Here is a 21,465-nt window from a genome sequence, read left to right as displayed (position 1 = left end):
AAAAGGATGTCTCAGCAAATGGATTGGTATTTACAAGAAGTAGAACGATATGAAGAATTGGGCTTTTTAAGAAAGAAAACATTAATGGAAGAGCTTGACATCATTGCTCAACGATTTCCGCATCATCTGGCAGTAGTGGAAGGGAATCGACGCTTAACTTATGAAGAGCTGCTTCAAGAAATTGAGCAATTATCGACAGGCTTTTTATCTTTAGGTTGGCAGCAGGGTGATCGGGTTTTAATGCAGTTACCAAATACAATTGAATTTATTACTGTTTTATTTAGTCTGTTAAAAATAGGTGTGCAGCCTGTTTTGATGTTGCCATCCCATAGAGAAGTAGAAATCGATACAGTTGCCAAAATGGTTCAGCCAATAGCTTATATATGTTGCAGTAGTTATCTAGGTTTCCAGTATGAATGTATGGCCGCACAGGTAATTCCTCAGCATAAAAGTATTCGATATATTGTGACGGTTGGGGAATCCACCATACAGTGGCCAGCATCCTATACACATGTAACAGTAGATCAGCTGAAAGAAAGGAACTATTCATTAGCAATTAGCGCTTCACCTCACTATAGAGATACTGCATTATACTTATTGTCTGGTGGCACAACAGGCATTCCCAAAATAATTCCGAAAATACATGAAGCTTATGCCTATAATGCATTCGCCTCTGCTGAAAAATGTGGAATGACTCCTGAAACGGCATACATGGCTGTACTATCGATTTCACATGATTATCCGTTATGCTCACCAGGTATATTAGGTACTCTTTTTACAGGTGGAAAAGTGGTATTATGTCAAACCTCTAGCTTTGATGAAGCATTTCATGAAATCGAAAAAGAACAGGTGACACATACCGCCATTGTACCAACAATTGCTAGCCTTTGGTTAGAAGCATTTGAATGGTATGAAGATTTGAATATGTCGAGCTTAGAGGTGGTCTTAATTGGCGCTGCTCACATAGAGCAGGAAATGGCTGTTCAATTTATGAATACATTTCACTGTAAAATACAACAAGGATACGGACTCGGCGAAGGGATTACTTGTTTTACAGCATTAAATGATCCTGTGGAAATTGTTACAAGCTGTCAAGGGCAAGCAATTTCGATAGGTGATGAAATAAAGATTATAGATGAGCTAGGAAGAGAAGTTCCTCAGGGTCAGCTTGGAGAATTGGTGGCAAAAGGTCCGTATACATTTGGCGGATACTATCAAGCATCTGCTTTAAATGCAGAAATTTTTACCAAGGATTACTTTTTACGTACTGGTGATAAGGCTCGTATTACATCAGATGGAAATATACAAATTGTCGGTCGAGTAAGGGAGCAAATTAATCGTGCAGGTGAAAATGTTATACCATCTGAAATTGAAAGTTTTTTACGTACACAGCCAATGATAAAAGATGCTGCTGTTGTTGGTTTACCAGATAAGGATCTAGGAGAAAGCATTTGTGCATTTATAGTGACCGATGGACAAAGAATGGAACGAGATGAGATATGTAGTTATTTATTTCATATAGGTGTTGCTCCATATAAACTTCCAGATCGAATCATATATGTTGAGCGATTACCGTTTATAAATGTAGGGAAAGTGGATAAAAAAAAATTAAAACAGATGGCTATGGAAAGTGAGGCGTCTATGCATTGAAATTAGAAAGTGATTTAGACATCATCCGAAATCTAGCATTAGAAGTCAATCAACTCCTCGGTATAAAGAAAGAAATACGCGCGGATCAAAATTTATTGGAGTTAGGCTTAAACTCCTTACAAGTCATGAAATTAGTCAGCAAACTAAAAAAAGCTGGCATTACCATTACTTTCAAAGAATTAATATCGGAACCTTATTTGAGCGCTTGGTACGAATTATTAAATAGAGAGGCTGTCCATTCAATAAATAGTGATAACTCCATATTAGAAAATCAAGATAAAACAATACCTAATATGTATGAGCCATTTCCATTAACAGATGTACAGTATGCCTATTGGGTTGGGCGACAAAGCGGTCAATATTTAGGCGGAAATGGCTGTCATGGTTATATGGAAATTAACGGTCAACATATTGATATAGAGCGGCTTGAATCGGCATGGGCCATCATTGTCCAGCATCATCCTATGCTCCGTGTTAAGTATACGGAGGATGGCCAACAGCAAGTTTTAACAGAATCCCCTTTTACAGCTATTGCTGTTCACGATTTAACAACATGTTCACAAGACGAGGTTAATCAACAATTAGAAGCTATTCGTGCGAATACTTCACATCGGCTATTGGCAATTGATCAAGGGGAAGTAGCTCGATTACAGCTATCTCTATTGCCTGATGGTAAAACGCGACTTCATTTCGATATCGACTTACTTGTAGCTGATGTGCAAAGTTTCCAAATCATTTTACATGATTTAGCGGCCGCTTATACTAGACAACAAAAACCAAAAGCACCTGAAAATTGGAACTTTGCGAAATATCTTTATGATAAAAAATTAGCAAATGCTGATGAAGAACGTTATGCCGAAGCCTATTGGAAAAACAGGTTAGCCACTTTACCATTAGGTCCTAAACTACCGTTGTCAAACAATGCTGCGTTGATACAACACGAACCTAAATTTACAAGAAGAGAGTACTTTTTAGAAGATACTGCTTGGAGCAAGCTGCAATTGATTGCCTCTCGTTATAACGTTACTTCTGCGATGGTATTGTTAGCAGCTTATGCTTACACATTAAATAAGTGGAGCAGTGAATCCCGTTTTCTTATGAATATACCATTGTTCAATCGAGATACTTTGTCTGAAGAGCTAGAGCATGTTGTAGCTGATTTTACTACCTTGTTATTATTGGAGGTTGATAGTGAAACACAACAGTCTTTTTTAGCCTTTACAAAAAGTTTACAACAGCAATTTCATCAAGATATGAACTATACGGCTTATTCAGGGGTCAAAATTCAACGAGATTTAGCTAAGTATCACCCAGATGAAAAAGTCTTTGCTCCAATCGTTTTTTCATGTAATTTAGGTGTACCACTTATTAATGAAGAATTTAAAGATGCATTTGGCAAGATTCATTACATGATTTCTCAAACACCTCAAGTTTGGTTAGACTTTCAAATGTTTGATATGGATGGTGGTTTATTATGTATTTGGGATGGTTTAGATGACATATTTCCATCAGGTTTATTGGATGACATGTTTGATCTGTTTATCAAAACCATTCATTGGTTAATTGAAGACGAACAGCATTGGCTCCAACATCCAGCTATCGAAACGAAAGCACAAATAGCAAGACGTCAAGTAATAGAAGATTTCATAGTAACAGATTCTGCACAGTGCTTGCATACGTCTTTCTTTGAAATAGCAAAGCAACAACCATATGCTATAGCGCTAATAGATGGGATAGACCATCATGAAATAACTTATAAACAACTAACCTTACAGGCGGAACAGGTGGCTGCCACATTGTTACATAACGGCTTTAAAAAAGGTGATCGAGTAGCGATTTCATTGCCGAGAGGATTAGAGCAAATTCAAGCAATTTTAGGGGTTTTGGCTATTGGGGGATGCTTTGTTCCAGTACATGTGACACAGCCAAGTGAACGCTATAAAAAAATTATGGAAAAGGCTAATGTAAGCTTTATCTTAACAGCTGCTCCCTATGAGGCAAAATATAAAAATATTGATCAAGTACAAGTTATTAAAATAGAACAAACACAACAATTTGGTCATGTGACATTGCCTAAAGTGGATGTAAACAGCTCAGCTTATATTATTTTTACATCAGGCTCAACGGGAGAACCAAAAGGTGTGGAAATTAGTCATAAAGCAGCTTGGAATACAATTGCAGATATCAATCAAAAATATAACATAAGCATGGAAGATCGTATTTTAGCAGTATCCTCATTAGATTTTGATTTGTCTATATACGATATATTTGGTCTTTTGAGTGTTGGTGGCAGCATTGTTCTTCTTTCAGACGATACGGCTCGAAACGCTGATATTTGGTTAAAGTTGGTTCGTCATTATCATGTTACACTATGGAATTCTGTACCCGCTTTATTGAAAATGTTTTTAATAGAGGCAGAAAGTGCAAAATTAATTTGTTTAGATTTACGTATCGTCATGCTGTCAGGTGATTGGATTAACTTAGATATTCCTGACCGATTGTTAAAAGTAGCACCGAGAGGTTTATTAGTAGCGATGGGTGGTGCGACAGAAGCGGCAATCTGGTCCAATTACTATAATGTTGATCACCCGTTACCAGCAAGTTGGCGATCTATCCCTTATGGAAGACCATTGAGAAATCAGTTTTATAGAGTGATTGATGTAAATGGAGAAGATTGTCCGAATTGGAAAGCAGGAGAATTGTGGATAGGCGGCGCTGGTATAGCCAAAGGGTATGTAGGAGAACCACAATTAACTGCTGAGCGTTTTATAGAAGAAAAAGGTATTCGCTGGTATAAGACAGGGGATAATGGGCGATTTTGGCATAATGGGCTTATTGAATTTTTAGGAAGAAATGATTCCCAGGTAAAGGTACGGGGTCATCGTATTGAATTAGGTGAAATCGAAAGTGTTATGCGAAGCTATGAGAAAGTGGAGGATGCCGTTGTCACTGTCAGAGGAGAGGAAAGCCAATATTTAGCTGCTTATATTGTAAGTTGTTCAGAAAAAGAGCAGGTACAATCTATAAAGAACAATAAACCCATGATTGATTGGTCTAACATAGATCAATTAAAAGCGTCAGGGTATTTTTTAAAAAATGTAAATGAGAATGAATATCGTTATCGATTATTTAAAAATTATTGTACCCACCTCACTACGGAAACGATTTGTAAAATACTTGTCAGATGTGGTTTTCCAATAGAAAAAGATGCAAGCTACAATAGGATAACGATCATAGAGCGAGAAAAGATCAACAGTCGATATCAAAGCTTAATCGATCAATGGTTTAGATTTTTAGAAAAAAACAATATCGTTTCATGTGATGGGCCGATTATTCATAATAAACAATGCTTAATCGTCCAAAATGAAGAATCGTTTCATCGTTTAAATAAAAAACAAACAACATATATAAATGAATTTATTTCTACCTTTTTTGAAAAAAGCTATGCACTTTTAACTGGTGAAATAGAGCCTTTAGAATTATTGCTTCCTCATAATGTACACACTTTAGAGCAATTGACAGATAACCTATCTGATGGAAACAAACAGCAAGAAGTATTCATAAACTTGATTCAAACGGTATTAAATCATCGAATAGAACGTCAAGCACCACTCAAAATATTAGAGATTGGGACGCGTCATATCAACACACTTCAAATAGTAATGGAAGCATTTTCGACAGATGAGCTACATTATACGGCTACAGATGAATCCAACTATTTTTTAAATCGTGCTCAACAAATTGTAGGGTCACAGCCGAATATCCATTACAAAATGCTTGATATAAATAAGTGCCCGATTTCTCAAGGCTTTGTAGATGATGACTATGATGTGATTGTGGCTTCTCACTCTTTACATAGAGCAGCCCATATTAGAAATTCACTTAAACATTTAAAAAAGCTATTAAAGCATGGCGGTTTATTCATTCAATTAGAAATGACGGAAAATAATCCTCTGCAATTAGTCAGTACAGCATTTTTAGAGGATGGCTTTACACATTATGAGGATGAAAGGGCAAAGACATGCCTTCCCTTATTATCAGAAAATGATTGGCTTTCAGTATTGACAGACGAGGGCTTCACCAATATGACGACGCAGTCTATTGATACCGCGTTTACACAGTATTTATTTGTAGCGCAAGTTGAACGACAATCAACATTAGATTTCCAATTAGAACCACTTCACCGTTACTTAGAACAACGATTACCAAACTATATGATTCCACAAGTCATTATTCAATTAGAGCAGTTGCCTATTACTGCTAATGGAAAAGTAGATCGAGCAGCATTACCAATCCCTCAACAAGAGCAAGCTGATCTAGCTAAAAAGGATTTTATTGCACCAACAACCTCAATCGAATTGAGATTAGCACAAATATGGAAAGAAGTATTAGGGCAAGAAGCCATTAGCATAGACGATCATTATTTTGAGCTTGGTGGAGATTCATTATTAGCTACTCAGCTTAGTGCAAAAATAAAAGAGCAATTTGCTGTCAAAATGAGTTTAGAAGCCATCTTTAATCAACCAGTGTTTCAACAAATGGCCTTGTTATTAGAGGAACTAGTGCACCAAAAGTCAAATGAGGACTCGGAGAAAAAGTTACCAAGTATAGAGCCTAATGAGCAGGATCGTTTTAAGCCGTTCCCATTAACAGACGTTCAGCAAGCCTATTGGTTAGGCCGTAGCGGCATTTATGCGTACGGGGATGTATCTACTCATTGCTATTTTGAAATGGATTGTTCTTCCCTCGATCATGCAAGGGTGGAGCAAACATGGAATCGTCTTATCCAACATCATGATATGATGAGAGCCATTATTTTAAATGATGGACAACAGCAACAAGTCCAAGAATTTGTAGCGTATTATTCCATTGCTTCCTATAATCTTACGAATCTTTCAGCAGAACAACGTAAAGAACAGCTCACGTTAGTGCGCAGTGAGATGGAACATCAAACTTTTATTCCGAGTGAGTGGCCATTATTTGATATTCGTATGTCGGCCATTAATGAACAAAAAACAAGAATCCATATTAGTTTTGACAATATCATTTTTGATGGCTTTAGTATGTTCTATTTATTTAAAGAGTGGAAGCGGCTATATGATGATTCTTCAGCAAAACTACAAACACTTCAAACGACATTTAGAGATTATATACTGGCTTATCAAAAAATTCGAGAGACCGAAATGTATAAGCGGGATATTCAATATTGGCATCAGCGAATTGACAATATGTATCCAGCACCTGATTTACCACTGCTTGATTATAAAGAAGATTTATCTAACTGTAAATTTACAAGATACGAGGAAAAGCTATCGACAGAAGAATGGCTAGTATTAAAGCAATTGGCTGCCAAAATGAACTTGTCACCAGCCTCGTTGTTAATAGCTGCTTATGCTGAAACGTTAGCGAGATGGAGTAGCCAACCGAAATTTACGATTAATCTTACTCGTTTCCATCGTGTGTTGTTCGAACCAGATGTTGACCAGCTCATAGGTGATTTTACATCTCTTAATCTGTTATCTATTGATATGTCAAAAGGAGAATCTTTTTTAGAGCGTGCAAGAACTGTTCAAAAGCAATTATTGCAGGATTTAGAACATCCTTATGTAAGTGGTGTTTATGTCGAACGAGCACTAGCAAAAAAATGGTATCGACAAATGGGGATTATGATGCCCTTTGTCTTCACGAGTGGCTTAGGGCTTGAAAAAAATAATGGATCTACAACAAAAACTAGCTATTTAGGGGATATTGTATATGGATTATCTCAGACACCTCAAGTTTGGCTAGATCATCAAGTTTCAGAGCAAAAGGGTGAATTATGGTTAAGCTGGGATGCCATAGAGGAGCTTTTCCCGCAGTATCTAATTCGCGACATGTTTGAAGCATACACCCGTATTTTAAAGGAGCTTGCTAGGAAAGAAGACTTATGGCAACAGCCAATTAGGAGTCTTGTATGTTTCCCATGTCAAGAGCAAGAAGGGAAATTGAAAGGACCAGACACAGCTATCTCCGACGAGACATTAATCAGTCTTGTTGAAAAACAAATAGCAGCAAATCCTACTAATCTGGCAGTGATTTCGGAAGAAAAAAATATGACGTACGAACAGCTAAGTCATTTAACGAACCATACTGCGCAAGCAATACTCGCAATGGATCGTACTAAAGGAAGATTAGTTGCTGTTGTTATGGAAAAAGGATGGGAACAGATAGTTGCTGTTTTAGGCATTATGAAGGCAGGGAAGGCATATTTGCCGATAGATTGTACAACACCGATTGAACGGATGAAATTTCTTTTACAGGAAGGAGAAGTTCAATCCATTGTGACGCAAGCACATGTGCTTAAACAGCTACCTTTTTTAAATGATTATCATGTGACAGTCATTGATCCTGAATGGGCACATCAAGAATGTTTTATTACTAGTCCTGAATTATTGTCTTCTGATTTAGCGTATGTCATTTATACTTCTGGTTCTACTGGAAAGCCGAAGGGGGTCATGATTGATCATCGAGGTGCAGTGAATACGATAGTAGATATTAATGATCGACTTGGCGTTTGTGCAGAGGATCGCATTCTTGCGTTATCTAACTTGACGTTTGATTTATCGGTCTATGATATTTTCGGTTTACTTGCTGTTGGAGGAGCCATAGTAGTACCACGAGCTGAGCGCATAAAAGATCCCGTTCATTGGAATGAATTATTGCAAACGCAGCACATTTCCATTTGGAATACAGTACCTGCCTTTATGCAAATGCTGGCACAATATACTAAAAATATAGAGTTTTTCACATATCCAACATTAAGAGCGGTACTACTGAGTGGAGACTGGATTCCAATAAGCTTGCCAAGTGAAATTTGGGAAATTGCGCCAAAGACACAAATTTTAGGATTAGGTGGTGCAACAGAGGCGTCTATATGGTCGAATATTTTCGATATACAAACAGTAGATGGGAATTGGAAGAGTATTCCATATGGGAAACCTTTAGCCAACCAATATTATTATATTTTAAATGACCAAATGGCGGCCTGCCCTGTGAATGTACCAGGAAATTTATATATCGGAGGAGTAGGGCTTGCAAAAGGCTATTGGAAAAATGAAGAGCGTACAAATGAGCAATTTTTAATTCATCCAATGACAAAAGAGCGTCTATATGCTACAGGCGACTTAGGGCGATATTTGCCTGATGGCAATATTGAATTTTTAGGAAGAGCAGATGCACAAATCAAATTAAATGGCTATCGGGTTGAAATAGGCGAAATAGATTATCACTTAGCTAAATTGCCTTGTGTGAAGGAAGCAGCAACCATTGTTCATGAACGTAATGGAACATCAATACTAGTGGCATATGTAGTATTAGAAGATGAACAAGATGGACTAAATAATGAACAATTTAAACAATTACTTGCTCAAAAATTGCCTCATTATATGTTGCCTACAATCTATAAATCTATTGATAAAATGCCTCTATCAGAAAATGGGAAAGTAAACCGTAAGTTTTTACAACAGTTACCATTGAATGAGCAAGAGCTGTCAAAGAAGTATAGAGCACCTTATACAGAGATGCAAAAAGACGTAGCAGCAATATGGGAAGAAATATTATCCTACGAACAGCCTGGACTTGATGATGACTTTTTCACATGTGGAGGTAATTCTTTAATGGCCATTCAAATGATCGGAAAAATAAAAGAGCAATTCACTATAGAGCTTTCTATTCAAACACTATTCACGCATACACGCCTTGAACAACTAGCAGCATATGTTGAAGAGCAAAGTGTCACTATGGAGGAAGGAGCTCTATGAGACAGCATCTCCTTGCCCGAATATGTTTCATGATTATCATGATGGCTTGCATAAGTGGCTGTAGTGAAGAAACAAAAATAGCTAAGCATTCTTCATTAAAAATAGGTGTGTTACGAATCGATGATAGTCTGCCTTTATATGTAGCTGAGAAGGATCAACTTTTTCAAAAATATGGTGTCGATGTTGAGCTTATAGAGTTTGGCAGTGCTTCTGACCAATCCAAGGCGATGGAGGCTGGTGAGCTCGACGGCATGATGACTGATATGATAGTCCAAAATTTAATAAAAAAAGGAGGCTTGGATGTTAAAACCATTGCATTAGCATTAGGTGCGACGGAGAAGGAGGGAAGATTTTTAGTCGTTTCTTCTCCGCAAAGCGCTATTGTTGAACCGAAACAGCTAGAAGGACAATCTGTAATGATCGCTGAAAATACAATGATAGATTATCTAATGGAGCAATATGAGCGCCATTTAAAACTAGAATCCTCCCAAATAACAAAAATTCATTTGCCGAATCTTTCATTACGTGTAGATGCCGTATTAGCTGGAAAAGAAGCGCAGGTAGCTATACTACCAGAGCCATTGGCAAGCTATGCAGTTGCCCAAGGTGCAAATATTGTCATTGATGATACAAAGCTTGGCGAGAACTTTTCCCAATCAGTCATCGTGATGACACAAAAAAATATAACAAAAAATAGAGCTGAGGTTAAAAAATTTCTGGAAGCCTACAATGAAGCCATTAAACAGGTAAATCGGCAGCCAGAAAAATACTTTGAGCTTGCCTTACAAGTGGCGAATGTACCAGAAATTTTAAAAGAACAATATACAGTTCCAGCCTTTACGCCTAATCGTGTACCAGCACAAGAAAATATGGAGCGTCTTTCGGATTGGTTAGTTTCTAAAGGATTATTAGAGCAAGCCTTTTCATATGAAGAGCTAGTAGAGACATCCTTAGAAGAACAGTAAAAGGAGGATAGGCCATGTATCAAATTCAGCATGTTGACTTAGCATACAAATCAGCCTCAGGTATGGTGAACGCTCTGCAAAATATTAGCCTTCATATATCTTTAGGTGAATGTGTAGCTATTGTTGGTGTCTCAGGTAGCGGAAAATCCTCATTTTTAAATATTGTAGCTGGCTTGGAGAAACCGACTAAAGGAACCATTTATTTTGATGGTAAAGAACTGAAAGGACCACAGCAGGAGATAGCGATTATTTTTCAAAATTATGGCCTGTTTCCATGGAAAAGCGTGAAAGCTAACATAGCTCTCCCTTTAAAGCTTGCTAAACGCTCTAAGCAGGAAAGGGACAGGGACACACAATTAATTTTATCGCAATTGAATATTCACGATTTGCAGAACCGCTACCCTTTCCAACTATCTGGGGGGCAGCAGCAGCGGGTTGCCATCGGTAGGGCTTTAATTCAAAAACCAAAAGTCTTGTTAATGGACGAGCCGTTTTCTGCGTTAGATATTTTAACGAAGGAGCAATTCATGCAGACATTACAAACAATACGTCATGAAAGAAATTTAACCTTACTATTCGTGACACATAATATTGATGAAGCGCTGATGATGAGCGATCGAATTGTTGTATTTCACACGAATGGAAAAACAATTGCAGGAATTATTGAGAATGATTATCAAATAGAGGGGCGTCATCATCCTGCTTGCATGTATCGTCAGCAACAGCGGATTAAACAATTATTAAAGGGAGAGCCCTGTGAAGAAGACATATAGTATAGTGATTGCTGCCATCCTGATTATTTTATTATGGCATCTGTCTAGCATTGCATTAAATAAACCTTTTTTACCTTCTCCCTTTAAAGCAGGACTATCATTTTTAACAGTAGTAACAAACGGTGATTTAACACCACATTTTGTCATTAGTAGTTATCGAGTAGCTATTGGTATTGGCTGCGCTCTTTTATTAGCGATTCCTACAGGATTACTTATGGGATGGAATAACAAAATAGACCTCATATTAAGTCCTTTATTATATGTGCTCTACCCTATCCCGAAGGTTGTTTTTTTACCAATTATTCTTGTGTTATTTGGATTAGGCGATGCCCCAAAAATCATTTTAATTGCCTTTGTTCTTTATTTTCAATTAGTCGTAGTCATCCGTGATGCAGCGAAGGGAATTCCTTATGATCAGAAGCAAGTTATCCGGTCATTAAATGCTACAAAACTACAAACATTGTCTCATTTGACATTACCCTATTGCTTACCGAGTGTAATGACTTCTTTAAGGGCTTCATTAGGAACAGCATTAGCCATTCTATTTATAGCAGAAACTTTTGCATCTTTTAGCGGATTAGGATATTACATTTTAAATCGAATGGATAGTAGAGATTATCTAGCTATGTATGCAGGTGTGATAGGACTAGCTTTATTGGGTGGAGGGTTATATGCCCTTATTAATATCGCAGAAAACACTGTTTGTAAATGGTATAAATTGATGGCAGATAATAGCAGTAACCATTAAGGAGAAAAACTATGGATATACAAGGAAATATGATACGTTCAACGATTCAAGGCTTTTCTACATCTTATTTGCTCTATACAGCTTGTGAATTAGGAATATTTGATGCCTTATATCAAGAACGAAGACATGTATCGTTATTGGCAGAGGAATTAGCAATTGATGAAGACATACTCTTTCGTTTTATGAGACCATTAGTGGCTTTAAAGTATGTGAAAGAAGAAAAAAATTATTTTAATTTACTTCCTTTAGGGGAACGGTTGGCAGGACAAGCAAAGGATTCTTTAAAGGATTTTCTGCTATTTACAGGGAGACAAGCAATGCCTTATTGGTCAAAACTATGTGAGGCAATAAAAATGAACAAAATCCCATATCAATTAGTAGAGAAACAGCCTTATTTTCAAGCACAAATACAGCAAAACGAAAAATTTGAAGTGTTTCATAATATGATGAGTAAAACAAGTGAACAGCTTCAATTAGACACCTATTTCGCAGCAAAAAAGGATTGGCACTGTATCAAGACAATTATTGATATTGGTGGTGGATCTGGAGAGATAATTGTGAAATTTTTGGAATATTATCGCAATGCTCAAGGGGTTGTAATCGATTTACAACATGTTCAACAAAAGGCGGAGGAGAAGCTGGCACTTTACGGTTTCGATAGTCGATGTACGTTTCAGGCAGGAGATTTTTTTCATGCAGTGCCACGGTCAGGTGATCTCTATATTCTATCGAGAATTCTCCATGATTGGGAGGATGAAGCAGCAATTACAATTTTACGTAATATTGCCGAAAGTATGAGCGAAAATTCTGCACTAACTATTATTGAAAAAATATTACCAGAGGTCATTGAAGGAAATGCCTCGCATTTATATATGACAGATTTAAATATTTGGACGATGTGCGGAGGCAAGGAAAGAACACAATCGCAGTTTGAAGCGTTATTCCATCAAAGCGGCTTAAAGATCAAAGCACTTTATCCATTAAAAGAAGATGACTATCTAATAGAAGTTGTCAAAAAGGACTTCGAATATCAGGAGGGCATATTATAATATGAAAAAATTAGTAGCAGAGTATCGCGAATTGGGCGTAAATCTTTGGGTAGAAGATGGGAAATTACATTTTAAGGCTCCAACTGGTGTACTTACACATGAACGGAAAGAGCGGTTACGACAGCATAAAGAGCAGCTTCTTGACTTTTTACAAAAAGAACACCAGCCAATCACCCATGACGCAGAAAGACGTTATGATTCCTTTCCACTTACAGATATTCAATCAGCCTATTTAGTAGGAAGAAGCGGCAATTATCATTACGGTGGAGTAGGCTGTAAAGTATATGCTGAACTAGTTGGTACTATTTTTGATCCTATACAGCTTGAAAAGGCATGGCATCATGTCATAAAGCGTCATGATATGCTTCGTGCGATAGTGCATCAGGAGGGCTATCAGCAAGTACTAGAAAATGTAGAGCTTCCAGCTTTACAGGTTATTGATTTAACAGAGGAAGCACCTGAAGCTGCGAATCAACGATTATTACAAGTAAGAAATGAGCTATCTGTTAAACAGTATGCTCCTGATAAGTGGCCATTGTACGACCTCGTCCTGACACAGCAAAAAAATCAAAGTACTGTTCATCTATCCATTGATATGTTAATTGCGGATTTTGTCAGTATCAATGTATTAATAGCTGAATTAGAACACTTTTATTATACAGAAAATACGCCATTACCAGCTTTAGACATTCAATTTAGAGATGTCATGACCCAACAATATGAACAAAAACATAATCGATCGGCAGCCTATGACATAGCTAAAAATTATTGGACTAGCCGTTTAGAGACTTTTCCAGAAGCGCCAGAGTTACCAGTTGTAAGTGACAAAACGGATAGTCATACCATTCGTTTTGAACAATTTAATTTTTTATTACCGAAACACGAGTGGCAAAGTTTAAGTCAGAAGGCAAAAGAACATCGACTAACACCATCTAGTATTATATTGACGGCTTTTGCTGAAATTATCGGTGTATGGTCAAAACAATCGCATTTTTGCTTGAATATTACGATGCTTAACCGTCCTACTATTCATGCTCAAATTCATGATATAGTTGGAGACTTTACAACGATTAATCTATTAGAAATATATGCAAAAAGAGATAGAGCTTTTTATGAGCATGCGGCTGAAATTCAACAGCAGCTCTGGACAGATTTAGAGTATCGGGATTTCTCAGGAATTGAGGTATTGCGTGAATTAAAGCGACAGCGCAATCGAGATGTTATTATTCCTGTTGTTTATACAAGCACATTAGGTGCTGAGGTAAATAGCCATATGTCTGATAATGAGCCTAAGTTGAAGTTAGCCTATAAAATTAGTCAGACCCCTCAAGTGTGGATTGATTGTCAAGTATCTGAACAACCAAATGGGGTATTGATAAATTGGGATGTACGAGAGGGCATTTTTCCAAATGGTTTAATGGATACTGCTTTTCAGTTTTTTGTGGATCACCTAACAAACCTGGCAAATAACGAGGGAGCGTGGACTGATCGCGATGTGATAGGCTTACCAGAAGCAATGCAAAAGGTTAGAAATGAAATAAAGAATACAACAGTTAATTTACCTAAAGGATTACTGTATGACAAAGTGCTAGATGCCATTACACAATATCCTAAAAATAGGGCTGTTTATGCAGATGGCAAATATTTTACATATGAGGAGCTCGGTCGCTATGTATTTGCTATTCAACAGGCATTGCTGAAGGAAGGTGTACAGCAAGGGGATTTTGTAGCCATTGATTTACCGAAAGGGATTTGGCAAATTGCTGCTGTATTAGGAACATTAACAGCGGGTTGCGTGTATGTACCTTTAGAGAGAGAGCAACCGATTGCACGGAAGAAAGATATTATCAATGAATCGCAAATCACATTTATTTTAAGTCATAGTCATTCTAGTAAATTATACGAACAAGATGCTCTTTCTTTTATTAGTGTCGAGCAATTAAACGTTGTATCAGAAGCACAATTAGTTCCTGTACGTGTAGACGTTGAGCAGCCAGCTTACATTATTCATACATCAGGCAGTACAGGTAAAGCAAAAGGCGTTATTGTCAGTCATAAAGCGGCGCTAAATACAATAATGGATATAAATCAGCGTTTCCATGTAACAGAGCATGATCGAGTTTTAGCCATTGCTAATTTAGCATTTGATTTATCCGTATACGATATTTTCGGCTTATTAAGTGTTGGTGGTAGCATTATATTACCAGAGCATAAACGTCATAAAGATCCAAAACATTGGCTGGAACTTATAACATCTCAGCAGGTCACTATTTGGAATTCAGTACCAGCTCAAATGCAACTTCTTTCCGCTTATATGCAGGATACGACAACAACTCTTCATAACGTATTGCGTCTAGTATTTTTATCTGGTGATTGGATACCTGTTACATTACCTAAACAAATGGCACATTATTTTGAAGAAGCGCAATTTATCAGTCTTGGTGGAGCTACAGAAGCAGCCATCTGGTCTATTTATTATCCAATAGATATGAATACGGCTTATAAAAATAGCATTCCTTATGGTAAGCCATTGGCCAATCAAAATTTTTATGTGTTGAATAAGGAGCTAGAAGAATGCCCTGACTGGACAATTGGTGATTTATATATTGGAGGAGAGGGGCTTGCCACTGGCTATCTACACGATGAAAAAAATACTACAGCGAAATTTATAATCCATCCTTACACAGAAGAACGGTTATATGCCACTGGCGATTTAGGCAGATACCGACCAGATGGTGTGATTGAATTTTTGGGAAGAGAAGATACGCAAGTAAAAATTCATGGGCACCGCATTGAACTAAGCGAAGTTGAAAGCTCTCTACAACGGATGCAGCAGATAGAGCATGCTGCCGTAATTGCAAATAAGGATTCGGCAGCAAAAGAATTTAGTATTTCAGCATTCGCGCAAGCAAGAAAAAATACAAATGAAGTCACAACCTTCGTTCCTTCAGACAAGTTAGCAGCTATAGTGAAGACTGCTGGAGATCGAGCAACTCATGCTGTAGATCGCGAGCTATTTGCACAATGGTCTACAATTTCCAATTGGACAGCCGTCCTAGATATTATGAAAACATTCCAGGACTTAGATATATTTATAGATGATCGAGAATTTTCTTTTAGTGAGATTCAGCAAATTGTGAAAGTTCATCCCTATTATCATCAGCTACTCAGACGATGGCTGAATGTGTTATGTAAAGAGAATCTTATTCAGCAAAATCCAGTTACGACAAACTATTATCTAATTCATACAGATTTACCGCATAATGCTTCAGCAATGTCTTGGCTACAATGGAGAGAAATTGAGGAAAAAATGCAATATGGTAAAAAGCTTGTGGATTACTTTGAGGATTCAAGTAAGCATCTTCTAGGTTTACTTCGGGGCGAAATAGATTCGTTAGATTTATTTTTCCCAAAAGGAAGCTTTGAGATTGCCTTAGCAGCATATAAAGACAATCTGATTAGTCGTTCATTAAATCAAGTGACGATTCAAGCTGTTCATACGATTATAGATGAATTTAGAGCGAGTTATCCAAATAAATCATTTCGAATTTTAGAAGTAGGAGCAGGCGTAGGTGGTGTAAGTTTAGAGTTAATACCGTCATTAGATCAAAAAAATGTAGAATATGTTTTTACAGATTTATCACAATTCTTTTTAAATGAAGCACGTAAATCATTTGAACCTTATAAGTGGGTTACATATGGTTTGTATGATATCAATCAATCTTATTGGTCTCAAGGAATTCAAGCATCTTCCTTTGACCTGATTTTATGTAATAATGTTTTACACAATGCTAAAAAAGCACCTCAAGTGCTACAGGCTTTTAAGGAAATGACAGTGGAAGGTGGGGCATTGATCGTGGCGGATACAACAGGGGAAAACTATTCCCTCCTTACATCGATGGAATTTCATGCGGGTCTAAATGATTTTGAAGATTTTCGTAAAGACAATGATCAAGTATTTTTTAATCGTGAACAGTGGCATGAGTTATTTGCAGCAGCACAAATGGAGATAGCGGGTGTATATCCTACCCCAAATGATCCATTATCAGCAGCCAATCAGGCAGTATTTGTTGGTCAGTTTAGAGGTGAACGCAAGCGAATTTATGCGAGTGAGATTCAACAATATTTAGAAGAACAATTACCAGCATATATGCTCCCAGCGCATATTGAAGTACTCCGTGAATTACCGTTATCTGAAAATGGTAAAGTGGATCGTGGTGCGTTACAAAGTCGCTTAGAAGCATCTAATCCATTTATTGCACAATCTGGAGAATCCCCACAAAGCGATTTAGAGAAAAGAATTGCAGCTATCTGGGCAAAGGCATTAAATCGAGAAAGTATTTGGCGTAATGAAAACTTCTATCAAGCAGGTGGTGATTCATTACTAGTGGCACAAATTGTGGCCGCCATGAGAGATACACTACCAGAGGTGAAGCATTGGGAGTGGGATCAATTAATGGTAGAGATTTTACAAACGCCAACCATTGCAGAGATTGCAGAAAAGATAAGTCACTCAGTGGAAAATCATCAAACAGTGCAGGATGAAACTACTTCAGATAAGAAACCGTCTTTCGTTATTTTAGCTGAAGGTGAAATGGGCGGTAACATGAAAGTTCTATTTCATGATGGAACAGGGACACTTACACCATACAATCAATTGCTCCCTTATTTAATAGAAGAATCTAATCGCAAAGATACGATAGCAGGGTTTATTTTTGGCGATGAAGCAGATTATTTAGCCTATCCATCTGAATCACTCATTCAAAGTTTAGGGCAAAAATATGCCAAACAATTGTTAGAGCTAAATGCTGCAAGCTATGAACTGATAGGATACTGCATGGGTGGACTTATCGTTATTGAAACAGCAAAGGTGTTACTTGCAGAGGGTGTTCAAGTTGAACCAGTCATAACTATAGATACTACGCCGTGTGATGCCAAGCTTCGAAATGATTTATTAATGGAAAGAACATTTGGTTTATTAATAGGTGCAGATCTTGAAAAAAGCGGTCATGCTGTTGACGATGAATTACTCAAAAAAGCATTACAAGATTTAATCAAAAAAGAAACGAACATGATTACGATTGAAGATTTATGTGAACTAACGGGAGAGTTCACACCAGTTGCACACTGTTACCAAAAGCTTGCTAGTAAGTCACCTGAACAAAGATTGGTAGATTTATATACGACTGTTCCAGCTTTGCAGGGTGATATTTCTGCCTATCAAAAACAGCGAATGGAAACGCTATATCAAATTTTCTGTCAAAGCTTTAAAGGTGTTGTATCGTATGGAACAGAGCCTTTCATGGGAGATGTAGCTGCATTTAGCTGTATCGATAAAACGTCATCCTTTTTACCAGTCATGGGTACAAGAAATGAAGAATTTTGGAAAGAGATTACATTTGGTCACTTGAATATTATACCTATAAATGGCAATCACATTACCTGTTTACAAGAGCCATATGTGAAAGAGACTGCTCATTTACTGCTTAAAGGAGTTAGTCATGAACCATCAATTTAAAATAGGAATTATTGGCTACAGTGGATCCGTTGGACAAGCAGCTGTACGATTTTTAAAGGATAAATATCCACTACGCTGTGGTAGTAGAAGTGGCAATAAAGAACATGCTCACTCACATGAATATATAGATTATAGGCAAGTAGATATATATGACCAAGAGGCGCTAGAGACATTTTGTACAGGATGTACAATTGTATTAAATTGTGCAGGCCCATCGTATAGCATTATTGATAGAGTAGCACAGGCTACAAAAAAAGTGGGAGCCCATTATGTTGATGCATTTGGTGCCGATTTGTTGGAAATAAAATTTATGCAGCAGGAGCTAACGAATATCATGATTCTTTCAGCAGGAAGTTTTCCCGGTTTATCTGGGATTCTTCCTCGTTTATTAGCTCAAGAAGGGTTCGATCAAATAGAGAAAGTAATCGGCTATGCAGGTGGTGAAGAAACATATAGTAAAGGAGCAGCTGCTGATTTAATGCTTAGCTCCATTTATGGATTTGGCACAGCGAATGCCTTTTATAAGAATAAAGAAATAGTACGAGATACTGTACAGCCAGAAAAAATAAATGTCACCATTTATGGTGAGGAAAAAGAAATCTATACTCAAAGGTATATAACAAATGAAACAATCCGCCTCGCAAAAAAGCTACAGATAACTGAAGCACATTGGCATAATATGTATCCAAATAAAGCTGTTTTTTCATTATTACAACAAGCATGTATACGATTGGCGATGAAAAATACATCAGAACATTTACATCAAATTATAGATGAATTGATGGAAAGACTCACTGTATTCCCTGTGCGGCAAACATGGTACACCGTTATCATTGAAATGATTGGAAAGTATCAGCAACAGCCAATACGACGAAAAGCTCAATTACTTAGTCAAAATAGCTTTATGATTAGTGGCATTATTTGTGCATTATCTGTAGAAGCAATTATAGAAGGAATGGTGCACGAAAATGGTGTTTATTGGGCATATGACGTATTAAACCCTACTATTGTGATGCGAGAATTGCGTGTGCAGGGTGCGATAGAAGATTTTAGCATCACTTCACATTCAGAAAATCATGTAAGCTTGTTGGAAGAAGGGATATTATGAGACCGTTAAGGGTAGTGGTTTGTGGTACGAAATTTGGAGCGTATTATGTGCAGGCAATTTTAAACTTACCATCTCATTATAGGCTTGTAGGTATTTTATCTAAAGGTAGTAAACAGTCGGAAGAGCTTGCTAATACATTTAATGTACCGCTTTACACCGATGTGGATGAAATAACAAATGAGCAGGTGGATGTTGCCTGTGTTGTTGTTAAATCGACTATCGTGGGTGGAGCAGGGACAAGCATTGCACAAGCGTTTTTAGAAAAAGGTATACATGTTATTCAGGAGCATCCAGTGCATGAAGATGATTATTTAAAGCTAATTAAAAGTGCGAAAGCTGGTAATTGTAAGTATCACTTGAATAGTTTTTATCCAAATGTTGATGCCGTATATGCCTTTTTACAAACAGCGCAAACATTAAGAGAAGCCAGCGACATTATTTATTTAGAGGCGGCGTGTAGTATCCAAGTATTATTTCCAATGCTTGATATTATCGGACAAGCACTTGGGGGCTTACAAACTTGTACACTTGAACCAATTAATAATCATACAGAGCATGATCCCTTTTATACGCTATCTGGACAAATCCGGGATATTCCAGTGACGTTACGCATTTTCAATCAAATGGATTTAGCTAATCCAGAAAGTAATATTTATTTGTTGCATAGAGTGATTTTAGGAACGAACAGAGGAACATTGTATCTACCAGACCCGCATGGATCAGTACACTGGATGCCATGTATGAGCTCATCATTAAACGAGTCAACTATATTTAATAAGAAAAGAGACAATAAATTCTTAAGCTATCCGGTTGAAGAGATTGTCTTTCCTGCACAAAATACGAGCTTTGAAGATTTATATATAAAGATATGGCCAAAAAGTGTTGAACGCTCTCTTATAACATTTTCAGAAGAAATTTGGAGTCGTTCTTACTTCAATCAAACAACACAATATTATTTAACAGCTTGTAAATTATGGAATAATATTGGGAAGAAAATGGGGCCGTCCCAAAAAGTCTGTATACAGGAACGAGAGCCGTTAAGAATGAGGGATATTAAGGGAGAAAAAGAATGGATATGATGAATGTGAAAAAATGGTTTCCTTTTGTGAAAGCGTTAGATTATGGTCATCCTTGTAAGCTTTTTTGCTTTCATCATGCTGGTGGCAGTGCAGCCGTTTTTAAAAATTGGAAAACATGGGAGAGGAACTTAGCTGTCTTTCCGATCGAGCTACCTGGAAAGTCAACAAGAATAAAAGAACAGTACATGACAAATTATCATGATGTCATACCACAAATTGCAGAGGCTATTCATCAAGTGACAAGCCAAACACGAATTTATTTTTATGGTCATAGCATGGGAGCTATTCTTGCATTTAAGACAGCCTGTTTGTTAGAAGAAAAATATAAGAAAAAGGTGAATTTATTAATAGTAGCTGGCCGCCATGCCCCACAGGATGATTTTCCTGATGACTATCAAACAACGATGGACGATAGTGAGCTCATTCAAGAGTTAAAAAGAGTAGGTGGTACACCGAATGAATTGTTAGAAAATGAAGAAGTGCTGCAATATATTTTACCTATTGTAAAAAATGATTATCGCTTGAATGAGTCGTTTGATTATCAAGATGAATTATTCCATGGTCCGATTCTTGCACATTGTGGAACGAATGATCCTGATGCACCAGCATGTAATGTGAAAAATTGGCAAGTTGTCACGACTAATACCTTTCATTTGAAAGAGTTTTCCGGAAGTCACTTTTTCCCATATGAAAATAAACAGGATTATTATAAGGAGTTAGAACAGAGTTGTCAGGAAAACACCTGTCATATGAGTTATTAGTTACGCAAAGAATAT

General features: G+C 37.1%; 10 protein-coding genes. All 10 read left to right on the top strand.

Translation table 11 applies throughout. The features are described from left to right. Positions 1–6: 6 nt before the first annotated feature. Genes CRI88_RS08155 through CRI88_RS08110 form a run of 10 tightly spaced genes read left to right on the top strand, consistent with a single transcriptional unit; the run spans position 7 to position 21,450 of the window. Positions 7–1,650, top strand: a complete 1,644-nt coding sequence (locus CRI88_RS08155) for a (2,3-dihydroxybenzoyl)adenylate synthase (RefSeq protein ID WP_058843374.1) — start codon at positions 7–9, stop codon at positions 1,648–1,650. Then, positions 1,647–9,449 (top strand): non-ribosomal peptide synthetase, encoded by a 7,803-nt coding sequence (locus tag CRI88_RS08150; protein ID WP_058843373.1) that lies wholly within the window; start codon positions 1,647–1,649, stop codon positions 9,447–9,449. The genes CRI88_RS08155 and CRI88_RS08150 overlap by 4 nt, the downstream gene beginning before the upstream one ends. After that, positions 9,446–10,414 (top strand): ABC transporter substrate-binding protein, encoded by a 969-nt coding sequence (locus CRI88_RS08145; RefSeq protein ID WP_036121596.1) that lies wholly within the window; start codon positions 9,446–9,448, stop codon positions 10,412–10,414. The genes CRI88_RS08150 and CRI88_RS08145 overlap by 4 nt, the downstream gene beginning before the upstream one ends. Before the next feature lie 14 nt (positions 10,415–10,428). Continuing rightward, positions 10,429–11,187: an ABC transporter ATP-binding protein gene (locus CRI88_RS08140; RefSeq protein WP_036121594.1), complete on the top strand. Its 759-nt coding sequence runs from the start codon at positions 10,429–10,431 to the stop codon at positions 11,185–11,187. Beyond that, the gene (locus CRI88_RS08135; RefSeq protein WP_036121591.1) at positions 11,171–11,935 is read left to right on the top strand and encodes an ABC transporter permease; all 765 of its coding nucleotides are present in this window, start codon (positions 11,171–11,173) and stop codon (positions 11,933–11,935) included. The genes CRI88_RS08140 and CRI88_RS08135 overlap by 17 nt, the downstream gene beginning before the upstream one ends. An 11-nt stretch (positions 11,936–11,946) precedes the next feature. Then, the gene (locus tag CRI88_RS08130; protein WP_058843372.1) at positions 11,947–12,984 is read left to right on the top strand and encodes a methyltransferase; all 1,038 of its coding nucleotides are present in this window, start codon (positions 11,947–11,949) and stop codon (positions 12,982–12,984) included. 1 nt (position 12,985) lies between these two features. Beyond that, on the top strand, positions 12,986–18,502 hold the full coding sequence (locus tag CRI88_RS08125) for a non-ribosomal peptide synthetase (protein WP_058843371.1): 5,517 nt from the start codon (positions 12,986–12,988) through the stop codon (positions 18,500–18,502). Next, positions 18,486–19,610, top strand: a complete 1,125-nt coding sequence (locus tag CRI88_RS08120; protein WP_058843370.1) for a saccharopine dehydrogenase NADP-binding domain-containing protein — start codon at positions 18,486–18,488, stop codon at positions 19,608–19,610. Before CRI88_RS08125 ends, CRI88_RS08120 begins: the two co-directional genes overlap by 17 nt. Continuing rightward, positions 19,607–20,689, top strand: coding sequence for a Gfo/Idh/MocA family oxidoreductase (locus tag CRI88_RS08115; RefSeq protein WP_058843369.1), 1,083 nt, complete (start codon positions 19,607–19,609; stop codon positions 20,687–20,689). Before CRI88_RS08120 ends, CRI88_RS08115 begins: the two co-directional genes overlap by 4 nt. After that, positions 20,680–21,450, top strand: coding sequence for a thioesterase II family protein (locus CRI88_RS08110; protein ID WP_058843368.1), 771 nt, complete (start codon positions 20,680–20,682; stop codon positions 21,448–21,450). Before CRI88_RS08115 ends, CRI88_RS08110 begins: the two co-directional genes overlap by 10 nt. Positions 21,451–21,465: the final 15 nt, after the last annotated feature.

It is taken from the genome of Lysinibacillus fusiformis (genome assembly GCF_002845985.1).
Taxonomy (GTDB): Bacteria; Bacillota; Bacilli; order Bacillales_A; family Planococcaceae; genus Lysinibacillus; species Lysinibacillus fusiformis_D.
The sequence above is the reverse complement of the archived record's forward strand: the minus strand, read 5'-3'. Positions and strand labels throughout refer to the sequence as shown.